8 protein-coding genes are annotated in these 13,125 nt (G+C 62.1%); 5 read left to right on the forward strand and 3 right to left on the reverse strand.

Annotated elements, in window-relative coordinates:
• The first annotated feature begins 45 nt into the window (after window positions 1-45).
• Window positions 46-2,835, forward strand: coding sequence for a phosphoenolpyruvate carboxylase (gene ppc / locus CLU86_RS04205; protein ID WP_099740745.1), 2,790 nt, complete (start codon window positions 46-48; stop codon window positions 2,833-2,835).
• 506 nt (window positions 2,836-3,341) lie between these two features.
• Window positions 3,342-6,719 carry an IPTL-CTERM sorting domain-containing protein gene (locus CLU86_RS04210; protein ID WP_233194776.1) on the forward strand — a complete coding sequence of 1,126 codons (3,378 nt, stop codon included), beginning with the start codon at window positions 3,342-3,344 and terminating at the stop codon, window positions 6,717-6,719.
• Between the two features lie 191 nt (window positions 6,720-6,910).
• Here CLU86_RS04210 and CLU86_RS04215 read toward each other — a convergent pair whose 3' ends face one another.
• Entirely contained in the window at window positions 6,911-9,265 is a 2,355-nt protein-coding gene (locus CLU86_RS04215; RefSeq protein ID WP_158236306.1) for a bifunctional diguanylate cyclase/phosphodiesterase, read from the reverse strand.
• A gap of 171 nt (window positions 9,266-9,436) precedes the next feature.
• Between CLU86_RS04215 and CLU86_RS04220 the strand changes: the two genes are divergently transcribed.
• The 3 genes from CLU86_RS04220 to CLU86_RS04230 all read left to right on the forward strand — a co-directional run bounded on the left by CLU86_RS04220 (window position 9,437) and on the right by CLU86_RS04230 (window position 12,076).
• On the forward strand, window positions 9,437-10,204 hold the full coding sequence (locus CLU86_RS04220) for a hypothetical protein (RefSeq protein ID WP_099743267.1): 768 nt from the start codon (window positions 9,437-9,439) through the stop codon (window positions 10,202-10,204).
• 40 nt (window positions 10,205-10,244) lie between these two features.
• On the forward strand, window positions 10,245-10,814 hold the full coding sequence (locus CLU86_RS04225; RefSeq protein ID WP_158236307.1) for a FlgO family outer membrane protein: 570 nt from the start codon (window positions 10,245-10,247) through the stop codon (window positions 10,812-10,814).
• A 146-nt stretch (window positions 10,815-10,960) separates the two neighbouring features.
• Window positions 10,961-12,076, forward strand: coding sequence for an ISAs1 family transposase (locus tag CLU86_RS04230; RefSeq protein WP_099740747.1), 1,116 nt, complete (start codon window positions 10,961-10,963; stop codon window positions 12,074-12,076).
• Between the two features lie 106 nt (window positions 12,077-12,182).
• Here the strand turns inward: CLU86_RS04230 and flhC are convergent, their stop codons facing one another.
• Both flhC and flhD read right to left on the reverse strand, forming a co-directional pair.
• Complete coding sequence (flhC, locus tag CLU86_RS04235; protein WP_099654990.1) at window positions 12,183-12,731, reverse strand: flagellar transcriptional regulator FlhC; 549 nt, start codon at window positions 12,729-12,731, stop codon at window positions 12,183-12,185.
• 48 nt (window positions 12,732-12,779) lie between these two features.
• Window positions 12,780-13,106 carry a flagellar transcriptional regulator FlhD gene (gene flhD, locus CLU86_RS04240; RefSeq protein ID WP_099654991.1) on the reverse strand — a complete coding sequence of 109 codons (327 nt, stop codon included), beginning with the start codon at window positions 13,104-13,106 and terminating at the stop codon, window positions 12,780-12,782.
• Between the last annotated feature and the right edge of the window lie 19 nt (window positions 13,107-13,125).

The following is a 13,125-nucleotide window of genomic DNA, read 5'->3' on the forward strand; positions in this document are numbered from 1 at the left end:
GGCGCTGGCGAGGCGCCTCTTTTCAATCTCCGGAGACCCTCGCGCATGAAACGATCCGACAAGGACCAGCCCCTGATTGACGATATTCGCCTGCTGGGGCGTATTTTGGGCGACGTGATCCGCGAGCAAGAGGGGGTCGATGCCTATGAGTTGGTCGAGCAGGTGCGCAAGCTCTCGGTGGCTTTTCGCCGCGATGCCGACCAGGAGGCCGACCGCGCGCTCAAGAAGCTGCTCAAGTCCTTGTCGGGCGACCAGACGGTGAGCGTGATCCGCGCCTTCACCTATTTCAGCCACCTGGCCAACCTGGCCGAAGACCGCCACCACATCCGCCGCCGTGCCGTGCACGAGCGCGCGGGCGACACGCAAGAGGGCAGCATCGAAGTGGCCCTGTCGCGCCTGCGCTGGGCGGGCATTGCCCCTAAGGCGATTGCGCAGACCCTGGCCAGTAGCTACGTGGCACCGGTGCTCACCGCCCACCCCACCGAGGTGCAGCGCAAGAGCATCCTCGACGCCGAGCGCGACATTGCGCAATTGCTCGCGACGCGGGACGACATCCAGGTGCGCGCCCAGCTCTATAACAGTGCCAAGGATGCGCTCACGCCGCGCGAACTGGCCGCCAACGAGGCCCTGCTGCGCGCCCGCGTGGCCCAGTTGTGGCAAACCCGCCTGCTGCGTTACAGCAAGTTGACCGTGGCCGACGAGATCGAGAACGCTCTCTCTTATTACGAAGCCACCTTCTTGCGCGAGATCCCCAAGATCTATGCCGACCTGGAAGCTGAACTGGGCCAGTACCCCGTGCACAGCTTTTTGCGCATGGGCCAGTGGATTGGGGGCGACCGCGACGGCAACCCCAACGTCACCGCGCAGACCCTGCAATACGCCTTGGGCCGCCAGGCCGAAGTGGCCCTGCGCCACTACCTGACCGAAGTGCACTACCTGGGGGGCGAGTTGTCGCTGTCGGCCCGCCTGGTGCAGGTGTCGGCCGAGATGGAGGCCCTGGCACTGCGCTCGCCCGATACCAACGAGCACCGTGTGGACGAGCCTTACCGCCGGGCGCTCACGGGTATCTATGCGCGGTTGGCGGCATCGCTCAAGGACTTGACCGGTGGCGAGGCCGCACGCCATGCCGTGGTGCCGCAAAACGCCTACGCCAGTGCGGAGGAGTTTTTGGCCGACCTGCGGGTGATTGAGGCGTCATTGAAGGCCCACCATGGCGAAGCCCTGGCTGCCGAGCGCCTGCACCCTCTGATCCGCGCCGTGCAGGTGTTTGGCTTCCACCTGGCCACGGTGGACCTGCGCCAAAGCTCCGACAAACACGAAGAAGTGGTGGCCGAGCTGCTGGCCAAGGCGCGCATCGAACCGAACTACGCCAGCCTGCAAGAGGCCGCCAAGCGCGCGTTGCTGATCAAGCTGCTCAACGACGCGCGCCCCCTGCGCGTGGTGGGTGCCGAATATTCCGCCCACGCCCAGGGCGAGCTGGCCATCTTTGAAACCGCCCGCGTGATGCGCGAGCGCTTCGGCCACGAGGCCATCCGCCACTACATCATCAGCCACACCGAAACGGTGAGCGACCTGCTCGAAGTGCTGCTGTTGCAAAAGGAAGTGGGCTTGATGAACGGCACACTCGATGCCGAGTCGAAGAACCACCTCATCGTGGTGCCCCTGTTCGAGACCATCGAAGACCTGCGCAACGCAGCGCCCATCATGCGCGAGTTCTACAGCCTGCCCGGCGTGGCCGCGCTGGTGCAGCGCAGTGGCGGCGAGCAGGACATCATGCTCGGCTACAGCGACAGCAACAAGGACGGCGGCATCTTCACCAGCAACTGGGAGCTGTACCGTGCTGAGATCGCGCTGGTGGAGCTGTTCGATGAGCTGGCCACCAGCCATGGCATCCAGCTGCGCATGTTCCATGGCCGTGGCGGCACTGTGGGCCGGGGCGGTGGCCCCAGCTACCAGGCCATCCTGGCCCAGCCCCCCGGCACCGTGCGCGGCCAGATCCGCCTGACCGAGCAGGGCGAGGTCATTGCCTCCAAATACGCCAACCCCGAGATCGGCCGCCGCAACCTCGAAACCCTGGTGGCCGCCACGCTCGAAGCCACGTTGCTGCAGCCCACCAAGCCTGCGACCAAGGCCTTTTTGGACGCCGCCGCGCAGCTCTCGCTGGCCAGCATGGGCAGCTACCGTGCGTTGGTGTACGAAACGCCTGGCTTTACCGATTACTTCTTCAACTCCACGCCCATCCGCGAGATCGCCGAACTCAACATCGGCTCGCGCCCCGCATCGCGCAAGGCCAGCCAGAAGATCGAGGACCTGCGCGCCATCCCCTGGGGCTTCAGCTGGGGGCAGTGCCGCCTCACGCTGCCCGGCTGGTTCGGCTTTGGCTCTGCGGTGGAAGCCTTCATCAACACCGAAGGCAAGGACCCCAAAGCCCAGTTGGCCCTGCTGCAGAAGATGTACCGCCAGTGGCCGTTTTTCCGCACCCTGCTGTCCAACATGGACATGGTGCTGGCCAAAAGCGACCTGGCCCTGGCTTCGCGCTACAGCGAGCTGGTGACGGATGCGCGCCTGCGCAAGAAGGTGTTCACCGCCATTGAGGCCGAATGGCAGCGCACGGCCGAGGCGCTGACCCGCATCACGGGCGACAAGCAGCGCCTGACGCACAACACGGCGCTGGCGCGCTCCATCAAGCACCGCTTCCCGTATATCGATCCGCTCCACCATCTGCAGGTCGAGCTGGTACGCCGCTGGCGTGCCGGGCAGGGCGATGAGCGGGTGCAGACCGGTATTCACATCTCCATCAACGGCATTGCCGCAGGGTTGCGGAATACGGGTTGAAGCTGTGTGTGCTCAGTTGCTGTGTGCAAGGCACAGCTTGCAGAACTAAGCGGGCCCAGGGCCCGCTTTTTTTGGCCAATGGACGCTGTGGTCCTTCACACCATGCGGTGGCATCTTCTGCCTTCATTCATGCGAATTCAGCAAGAGTAAGCGTGGATTCGCTGACTTCGGCTGGCATGCATCTGGAGTGTTGCAATCCCCCCACCCTTTGAGAAAGATTGTGTCTGACCGTACAGCATTGTTTGCAATTGGTGAATGCTTTTGCTTCGAAAAAGATAGCTGCCTATTATTGTTTTAAAGGCTTATGAAGCACATTCTTTTGTTTTATTGAATTGTAATTGTTTGTACTTTGTTTCAGTTAACAGTAGGTTGACTTTTGCGTTTTCCCTGTTGACTTTAGTTTGCAATTGATATTTTTGAGGCTCCCTAGAATCCGCGACTCACAAGAGAGTTGTTTGGACTTCAGAGGGGAACTCATGACACATTTGCAAGGGAGATGGGCGCGAATGCGCTCCGGGGCCAAGGCCTTGGCGCTGTGCGCGGTGTGGATGCCTGCGCTGGCGTTGGCGCAATCTGCGGACATTGTTGTCAACCATTCGGATTCGCCAGACCCGGGTCCAGCGGGTGGTGTTTTCACTTACACATTGCGTCTGGACAACAACGGCCCCAACCTTGCGCAGGGTGTGACGCTGGCCGACACACTTCCTTCGGGCGCCACCTTTGTCGATGTGAATACCACGAAGGGCAGCTGTGCCGCTCCCTCCGGTGGGGTTGTCAACTGCTCTATTGGTGACATTGCTTTTACAAGCTCTGAAACCGTCACGGTTCGGGTGCGCTTGCCGGTCGCTGGCGTGTACACCAACCGGGTAACGTCAGGTGCCACGACGGCGGATTCGAACAGCAGCAACAACACCAACAGCGTCCAGAATACGACGGCGCTGGCGGCTTCCAACCTTGCCGTGACTGCCGCTTCCTCCTCCGCCAATGTGGCCGCAGGTCAGGGTTACAGCTACACCGTCGGGGTGGCCAACCAAGGGCCGGACGACGTGCCTGCGGGTGGTGCCGTTACGGTGACATTTGCAGTGCCCACGGGCTCTTCCATTACCAGCACGCCAACCGGTTCCGGCTGGAGCTGCACGCCCTCTGGCGGCTATCCGCTCAGCTCGGGCTCTATCACCTGCACGCGCTCTGGCAGCCTGGCCAACGGCGCAGCATCGGCTAACCTGACCATCCAGGCCGTGGCCAATGTGGCGGGCGCGGTGACCGCATCGTTCAGTGCGGCAGCCTCCAAGGCGGATGCGTCTGCGATGCCCGACAGCGACATGGCAAACAACACTGCGACCGTCACTGTGACCTCTACGTCGGGATCGGACGTGTCGGTCGCTATCAGTGCATCGCCCACCAATGTGGCGCAGGGCAGCGACGTGACGTACACCATCACACCCCGCCATGAAGGGGGCGAGGCTCCGGGTGCATCGGGTACCGGCATCATCACGGTGACGGACACCCTGCCAGCCGGCTTGAACTATGTCTCTGCCACCGGCACTGGTTGGAGTTGCGGTGCTGCAGGGCAAGTTGTGACTTGCACACGCCCAGGCCCTTACACGGGCGGCAATTTCACCAATATGCCGGTGATTACGCTGGTGGCAACGGCCACGACCGTGGGGGCGTTCAGCAACACTGCGACTGTCTCGATTCCTGAGACAGACAGCAATCCGGCTAACAACTCCGCTAGCGCCAACATCACCTCGACCAACGACGCGGACCTGCGTTTGATCAAGACGGCCAGCCTGAGCCCGGTGGTGCCCAACCAAGGCTATACCTACTCGCTGGTGGCACAGAATCTGGGGCCTTTGGCCATCGCTGCGGGGCAGACCATTACCGTGACCGACACGCTGCCTGCAGGGGTGTCACTCACAGCGATGCCTTCGGGCTCAGGCTGGACCTGCTCGCCCAGCAGCGGTTTCCCTGTGGATGGCGCAGCAGTCAGCTGTACGCGCCCAGGGCCTCTGGCTGTGAATGCCAGCGCGCCGACCATTACCTTGAGCGCGACCCAACCCACGGCGGGTGCACGTTCCAACACGGCTTGCGTCGCACTGAGTGGCGCGGGCCCAGTGGACAACGCCGCTGGCAACAACTGCAGCACTGCTTCCGTTTCCTCCACCGCAACCGAGGCTGATCTGGAGGTCGTCTCTAAAACCGCAACTCCCACCACTGTGGCAGCGGGGAGCGATCTCACCTATGTGATCACTGTCCGCAACAACGGCCCGGCAACTTCGACCAATGTGCGCGTAACCGATACGTTGAGCAGCTTGGTGAGCACAGGAGGCTTGCAGTCGATTGTTGCTTCGCAAGGCTCTTGCTCGCCCACGGCGCCCCGCAACGGCAACTTGCAAAACCTGGTGTGTGATCTTGGGGACATGACCTCCGGCGCAATGGCCACGGTGACGGTGGTGGTTCGCCCCAGCATTGCAACCACCGGCAATCGCACCAACGCAGCGTCCGTGACGTCACTGGATGTGGGCGATCCGAACCGCAGCAACAACAGCAACTCGGTCACCAGCACCGTCACTGCCAAGGTAGACATTCGGGTGGCCAAGTCCGCCAGTCCTACCACTATCCCGGCCGGCGCGCCGCTGACTTATGTGGCCACCGTGACAAACGACGGCCCCTCGACCGCTCAAGCTGTCAACCTTGTGGACACGCTGCCGACCAACGCGACCTTCATCAGCGCAACGGCTTCTGGTTCTGGTTCCTGCACGACGCCGACCGTTGGGGCCGTGGGTGGAACGCTCAGTTGCACCTGGGGCAGCATTAACACGGGTTCTCAGCAAACTGTCACCTACAAAGTGCGTCCGCTGCTGTCTGCCGTCGGAGGCAATTTGGTGAACGCGGTTGCGGTAACCACCACAACCGCTGAAGACAACACCGCCAACAACTCGGCCACCACCACCACCCCGGTGACTCCCGCGCAGTTGGACGTGTTGATCAACAAGACCGACAGTTCAGACCCGGTGAACCTGGGTGACGAAACGACCTACACGGTCACCATCACCAACAGTGGCCCGTCCTATGCGACGAATCCCGTCGTGGTGGATACTTTCCCGGCGCCTGGCTCCACACCCACGGCCACCTTCAGCTACGAAGGCGCGCTCACGGTGAGCAACGGGGGCTCCTGCACCCAGCCCACAATTGGTGTGACGAGTGGCGTGCTGCGCTGCACGTTTGCGGGGCTGGATGCCGGGCAATCGGCAACGGTGACCTACAAGATGCGGGCCCAGACCTTGACCCAGCTGGGTGCCACCAGCGGCACGGCCTTCAATCGCGCCACGGTGTCTGTGGACGAAACCGAAACCCAGACACTCAACAATTCGGTGGATGAGTCGACCACGGCACGGCGCAATGCGGCGGCCCTGCCCACAGACCTTGGCATCACCAAGACAGGGCCGACCAGCCCTGTGAAGGCGGGTGATCTGGTGAACTACATCGTCACCGTGCGCAACAACGGCCCCCAGGTCAGCACCAGTGCCCAGATGCAGGACGTGCTGCCCGCAGGCTTGTCCTTTGTCTCGGCGCCAGGTTGCCTGGAGGCTTCGGGCACGGTCACCTGTCCTGTCGGCACGCTGGCCGTGGGCGCTTCGGTGGTGTTCAACATCAACGCGCGTTTGAACACGCCCTACACGGGGGCCAGCCCGCTGGTCAACACGGCGTTGGTCGATGCCGTGGGTGATACCGACCCCACCAACAACTCTGCTTCTGCCAGCACACCCATTGCGGTGCTCACACCAGCGAGCATTCCAACCTTGTCTGAGTGGGCGCTGATCTTGATGGCCGCCTTGTTGGGGTTGCTGGCCATGCGCCAGCTGCCGCAGCGACGCCAGTGAGTGAGGCGGTGCCGGTTGAGCCGGCGCACAGCCCACCTGATTCCATGCGCTAGCACCTTGCAGCCCACGTAGGTCTTTGGCCCACGTGGGCTGATTGTTTTGTGCTCGGCCTGGCCTGCGGCACTTGGCGGAGTTTGAGTGGCGCGTGAAGCCTTGGATTCAATGAGCATTGAATAGGGGCTATGGGGGCTTCAAGTGGGGGCTGATGGTGCCGCTTGGTGCTCGCTCGCTCGCCATTGACCTCTGAACTGTTGCAACCCCTGCAGCGTGCAGGGCCGTGAGAGCAGATAGCCCTGGGCCTGTGTCGCGCCCATGCTGCTGAGCATGGCCCACTGGGCCTGCGTCTCCACGCCCTCGGCCACTGTGCGCATGCCCAGTGCCGATGCCATTTGCACGATGCTCCTCACAATGGTCTGGCCGCTGGTTTGCTCAACGGCTTTTTGGACAAAGCTGCGATCGATCTTGAGGGTGTGAAAAGGGAACTGGCTCAGATAGCTCAGGGACGAGTAGCCTGTGCCAAAGTCGTCCAGTGCAATGCGTACACCCAGCGCTTGCAGTTCGTGCAGCTGCTGCAGTGCTCTGGGCGCATCCTCGATAAAGATGGATTCCGTGATTTCCAGTGCCAATCGCTGTGGGGGAAGGCCCGAGCGTTCAAGGACGGCCTGCACCTGGGAAACGAAGTCGGCCTCGCGCAGTTGCAGGGTGGACACATTGATGGAAATGTCCAGCCCTGCCAGGGCAGGCTCTCTTACGGCTGCCTCGCAGGCGTTGCGCAGCACCCAGTCGCCCAGTGCGTCAATGGCGCCTGACTGCTCTGCGATCGCGATGAATTCTGCAGGGCAGATGGGCCCCAGCGTCGGATGTTGCCAGCGCAGCAACGCCTCTACGCCGGCGATTTCGCCTGACTCGATATCGATCAGCGGCTGCCAATGCAGGCTCAGCTCCTGTCGTTGAATGGCCTCGCGCAGGTCGTTTTCCAGCCGGGCGTTGCGCTGGGTTCTCTCGCCCATTTGCAGTGTGTAGGCCGTGTACCTGCCGCGTCCCTGGTCTTTGGCTTCGTACAGCGCCGTGTCGGCTTGCACCAGCAGTGCATCGACATCGGTGGCGCCTGGCTCAAAAAGTGCGACGCCAACGCTGGCGCCAATGCGCAGGCGCCTTCCATCTACAGGCAGTGGCTGGTTCAGTGCATTCACCAAAGCGTGCGCTTGTTCTTGGACATAGGGCAAAAAGTCTGCTGCTTCAGGGCTGTGCCGCAGCAGCACAGCGAATTCGTCACCCCCGAGCCGAGCCACCAGATGCTCTGCCCCTGTGATGGATTGCAGGCGCTGGGCCACTTTCTGCAGCACCGCGTCGCCCACAGAATGTCCCAGGCTGTCATTGATGGATTTGAAATAGTCCAGATCAATCAGCAACAGGGCCCCATGCCGATGGGCGCGCATCTCCTGGGCGATGGCGTGGTGCATGAAGAAGCGATTGGCCAACTGGGTCAGCGAGTCGCTGTGGGCCAATCTCTCCAGTTGCTCTTGCGCCTGCACGATGGACGTCTTGTCCGCCGCCACACCCCGCCAGCCGTAGATATGGCCCCATTCGTCCTTGATGGGTTTGCCAGTGAAGGCCAAGTGAAATGGCTCTCCGTTCACATTCAGGGCGATGGGCAAACTGTGGAAAGGGGCCTGCTTGTGCAAGGCCTGGGCAAATGCTGTTGGATCCGACGTGCAGTGCTGCGCAATCCACTGGGGCAAGGCGATGTCTGTCGCATGCCCGTTTGGCAGTCGCAGCAAGCTGCTCAGCCGTGCGGATGTTTGGGCCAGTCTTCCATCGGCGCCGATTTCCCACAGCGCCTCGTTGGCGCTTTGCTCAAAGTCTTGGAACATCACGGCGAGCAATTGTTCTTGCCGAAGGGCCTCGCTGCGTGAGATGAGCAAAGCCGTGGCTTTGCGCCAGGTTGAGAGCGCACCCACCACGTTCATAGGAGCGTAAAACCCGAGCAGCACAGCAACACTCGCCATCATGGGGTCGGAGGAACTCCACAGGGCCCACCACGCCGCCGCTGAAAAGATGCAGGCGTAGGCCACGCTGGCCTTGGGCAGAGGGTTCAGAACAAAGGTGCCAGCGCTCAACATGCCCGTGAACAGCGTGGCAATGACCAGCTGTTGGCCTGGGGATGCAGTAGAGAACCAACAAATGGGCAGCAAAGACCACAAGCAGGCCAGCGCACTGGCCTGCAGCGTTGCACGCCTGACGGCGTGCACTGAAGCCGTGTGCAAAGGCTTGCCCTGGCGCTGCGCCCAGCGGTGAACTGCGGCCACAGCGACGGCCACCAGGGCCAGGAACCACAAGTACAGGCCGGGCCCATGCTGGCGGTGCAGTGCCCACAACACCAGCAACGCGCTGCCCACATTGGCGGCCATGGCATAGGGGGTGAGCCGCATCACGGCGCTGAGGTGCTCGGCCCGGATTTTCCCGGCCTGCGCATCCTCGTCCTGGTACATGCTGCTGATGCCCGCCCAAAGCTGTTTGTAATCTGCGAGCAATTTGAAAAGCATCGCCATTTGTATCATATTTGCCGAAATTTGTCTTCCGGAAAGCTGCGCTGAATGTGATACCGCAACGTGCGTCTGGCGTGTCTGGCGGCTTTCTCCCTCCTTATTCGGCCAATGGGCCTGGGGGCTTGGCGCTACGATTCCCTCAGGCCTGACTTGAACGATTGCTGCTTTATGAACTTCCTGTGCGCACACCACTGGAGCTGGCGCCCCTTGCTGGCACTTACCGCCACCTTGGCGCTGGCGGGTTGTTCCTCGCTGGATGTGCCACGGGCCGACAACTACCCTGCCAGCGACCAAAAGAAGGCGCGTGCGGTGCACCACTGGGATGTGCTGGCCGACGATGTGGCGGGGCGCATTGCCGACAAAATCCGCCAATGGCCGCCAGGGGAGTACCCCATCCATGTCTCCACCGTGAGCGATGCGTCCTTTAATCAGGGCTTTCGCAAGCTGCTGAGCACCCGCTTGCTGGACCGTGGCGTGGCGTTGTCTACCCAGCCTTCTGGCGTGCAACTGGTGGTAGAGACACAGGTGGTGCAGCACCCGGCACCCACCATGAACCTGAACCGTGCCCCGATGCCGGTGACCCGGCTGGCCCTGGGCATTGCCGTGGCGCGTGACCTGGTGCATGCGCCGCCCGCCGCAGCCTCGGTGGCGGGCAGCCTGGGCGCGATGGCGCTGCTGGCCGATGCCACCAGCTACCTCACCGAAGGGGGAGCCAGCGGAGGCCCGACACGCACCGAGGTGTTGATCACCACGTCGCTGGAGAACGCTGACCGCTACCTGGCCCGCACCGCCGACGTGTACTACATCGAAGACGCCGATGCTGTGCTGTACCAAGCCAAAGAGCCGACGCCGCCTGCGCAGCCCGTGCCCCTCAAGAGCTGGCGCGTGGTGGCGCCTACCAATACAAATACAGTTGTGCCTTTGACTCCGTATTGATCCCCCCGCAACCTTCCGAGCAAACCTTGAGCGCTAAGCCATGAATCGCCGACATTTCCTCAGCACGGCCCGGGTGGTCGCCACCGCACTCACCGTGGGGGGCTTGTCTGCATGCAGCAGCTTTTACTACGACGACAGGCCGGGGGCGGTGTGGTTTCCCACCAACCTGATCGAGGCCAACCACCGGGCGGTGGATGCCTTGCTGGCGCAGGCGCCGCTGGACGCGCAGCACCCCATCATGGTGGGCACCTTGGTCAATGTGGACCGGGTCACAGAGTCGTCGCGCCTGGGGCGCATTTTTTCAGAACAGATCGCGGGGCGCATGGTGCAGCGGGGACTGCGCGTGGTGGAGCTGAAGCTGCGCGACAGCGTGGCGCTGCAGCGTGAGCAGGGTGAGTTGCTGCTGTCGCGCGAGGTGCGAGAGGTCAGCCAAAGCCACGATGCGCAGGCCGTGGTGGTGGGCACCTATGCTGCGTCTGCCACCGCGCTGTACATCAGCCTGAAGCTGGTCACCCCGGCGGGCAATGCCGTGGTGGCGGCGCACGATTATTCGCTGCCCATGGAAGACAACGTGCGCGTGCTGCTGGCCAACGGAGCGTTGCGCTACTGACGGGGTGGATGGGTGGCCCGGTGCTGCTGGGGCTGATGCCATGCGAGCACCTGGAGCATCTCTTTGTACAACAGGGCAATCGCATCTAAATAGATGCAGCTATTTGCGGCGAAACTGCAGCGTGTGATCACCCAACCAACGCTCCCGTGACCCTGCTGCAGCACCTGCAAGTCATCCCCGACCCGCGCCTAGAGCGCACGCGTCGCCATGAACTCCAATCCATCCTGGCCATAGCGCTGTGCGCAACCATCGCAGGCGCAGACAACTGGGTGGAAGTAGCCGAGTTCGGCGAGTTGCTCCACGACTGGTTCATTCGTTTCGTTCCGCTGCCCTCAGGCATTGCCTCGCACGACACCTTCGCGCGAGTGTTTCGCCTGCTTGACGCCAAGCAACTGGAGCTGGCCTGCCAACAGTGGCTGGCCCAAGTGGCGGGCCGGGTATACGGCACAGTGGCGATTGACGGTAAAAGCGTGCGCGGCAGCAGCAAAGGGGACGCTCGCAGGCCACTGCACATGGTCAGCGCCTGGGCTGCAGACATGGGATTGCTACTGGGCCAGTGCAAGGTTGACGGCAAGAGCAACGAGATCACCGCCATCCCCGAGTTGCTCAGGCTGCTGCACCTCAAAGGCTGCATCGTCACCATCGATGCCATCGGCTGCCAAAAGAGCATCGCCCAGCAGCTTCACGAGCATGGTGCGGCTTATGTTCTGTCCCTCAAAGGCAACCAGCGGCACATGCACGCAGTGGTTCAAAAGCACTTTGAAGTGCAGGCGAGCCAAGAGCCGCCCGATGAGAACACCTACACCGAGCGCTCAAGCGGCCATGGGCGCCAGGAGCTGCGCAGCTACCGGCTCAGCCCCGTGCCCGAGGCATTGCAGCGAGCGGCAGTGCACTGGCCGGGGCTGGCCAGCGTGGTGCAAGTCACGCGCCAGCGCCAACAAACAGGAGGCGAGGCCAGCGAAGAAGTCAGCTACTACCTGAGCAGCTTGCCAGTGCACACGCCTGCACGGGTGCTGGCGCACAGTATCCGTTCGCACTGGGCGGTGGAGAACCAGTTGCACTGGAGTCTGGATGTGGCGATGCGCGAGGATGCGGCGCAGTCCTATAAAGACCAGGGACAGCACAACCAGACGCTGCTGCGGCGCATGGCGCTGCAGTTGCTCAAGAGTGACACGTCGGTGAAGGTGGGTGTGCAGGCAAAGCGCAAGCGCGCTGGCTGGGATGTGGGCTATCTGGCACATGTCCTGGGCATCAGGGTTTAGATGCGATTGCCCTGCTTTGTACAATAGTGCGCTATAAAAATAATAGCTGCTAACGATTGTAAATCAAGCGTTAGCAGCTATTTTTATTGGAAAGAATGCGTGCGTTTCAGTGCAGCATCAAGGCGCCAGCCGTCTTGCTCTTGCCTGCGCGAGCAGGGGGGTTGCACAGGCCGCAGGTGAAATGGCGGTTTTCATACAACTCGGTCACAAACTGGCCGCTGCACTGGCTGCACTTGGTGCGCGTGAGCATGCCTGCGTCCACAAACTTCACCAGGCGCCAGGCGCGGGTGAAAGACAGCAGGGGCTCGATCTCGGCGGTGGCCACTTGCTCGTTGTACAGGCGATAGGCCTTGGTCAGCAGTTCCACAGCGTCCAGGTCCACGCCCTTGGACAGGTATTCGTAGATGTTCAGGAACAGCGAGCTGTGGATGTTTTCTTGCCAGGTCAGAAACCAGTCGGTGGAGAAGGGCAACTGGCCCTTGGAGGGCGACTTGCCAGCGATTTCTTTGTACAGGCGGATCAGGCGCTCGTAAGACAGCGTGGTTTCCGACTCCAATACCTGCATGCGGGCACCCATCTGGATGAGCATGGCAGCGCGTTCGATCTGCTTGGATTCATTCAGTACGCTTTTGACGGTGGCGGCGGGTGCGGACATGGCGGGCTTTCGTGAGGGGCTGGGGGCAGAAGCGGCGGTAGTCAGTGCTCAGAGCACTTCCGACACGCGGCTGGCCATGAGGATGTTGGCGTGCAAGGTGTTGGTGGCTTCGTTGCCCACCTTCTTGGCCGTGTGGTTGGTCAGCAAGCTCCACACCAGGTTGTCGTCCACACGGAAGCTGCACAGCAGCGTGTTGCGTGAAGCCAGCTTGAGCACCTGGGCGGCAGACAGCGAGGCCAGAATGTCAGCGGCTTCTTCGTTCATGCCCAAGCGGAACACGGCTTCGGCCTTGTCCTGGCGAATCAGGTTCTGGGCCAGCATCAGGTAAGTGAGGTTGGCTTCGCGGATTTCGGCGAGGATTTGTTCGTTGGTCATGGCGGCTTCCTTTTTTCCA

Origin of the sequence: Acidovorax sp. 62, assembly GCF_002754495.1 — a bacterium.
In the GTDB taxonomy this organism is placed as follows: Bacteria; Pseudomonadota; Gammaproteobacteria; order Burkholderiales; family Burkholderiaceae_C; genus Acidovorax.

What these genes read in the sequence shown, in the direction of transcription:
- CLU86_RS04215 (WP_158236306.1), bottom strand. Translation starts at nt 9,265, where the DNA reads ATGCTTTTCAAATTGCTCGCAGATTACAAACAGCTTTGGGCGGGCATC.
- CLU86_RS04220 (WP_099743267.1), top strand. Translation starts at nt 9,437, where the DNA reads ATGAACTTCCTGTGCGCACACCACTGGAGCTGGCGCCCCTTGCTGGCA.
- flhC (WP_099654990.1), bottom strand. Translation starts at nt 12,731, where the DNA reads ATGTCCGCACCCGCCGCCACCGTCAAAAGCGTACTGAATGAATCCAAG.
- CLU86_RS04210 (WP_233194776.1), top strand. Translation starts at nt 3,342, where the DNA reads ATGCGCTCCGGGGCCAAGGCCTTGGCGCTGTGCGCGGTGTGGATGCCT.
- ppc (WP_099740745.1), top strand. Translation starts at nt 46, where the DNA reads ATGAAACGATCCGACAAGGACCAGCCCCTGATTGACGATATTCGCCTG.
- flhD (WP_099654991.1), bottom strand. Translation starts at nt 13,106, where the DNA reads ATGACCAACGAACAAATCCTCGCCGAAATCCGCGAAGCCAACCTCACT.
- CLU86_RS04225 (WP_158236307.1), top strand. Translation starts at nt 10,245, where the DNA reads ATGAATCGCCGACATTTCCTCAGCACGGCCCGGGTGGTCGCCACCGCA.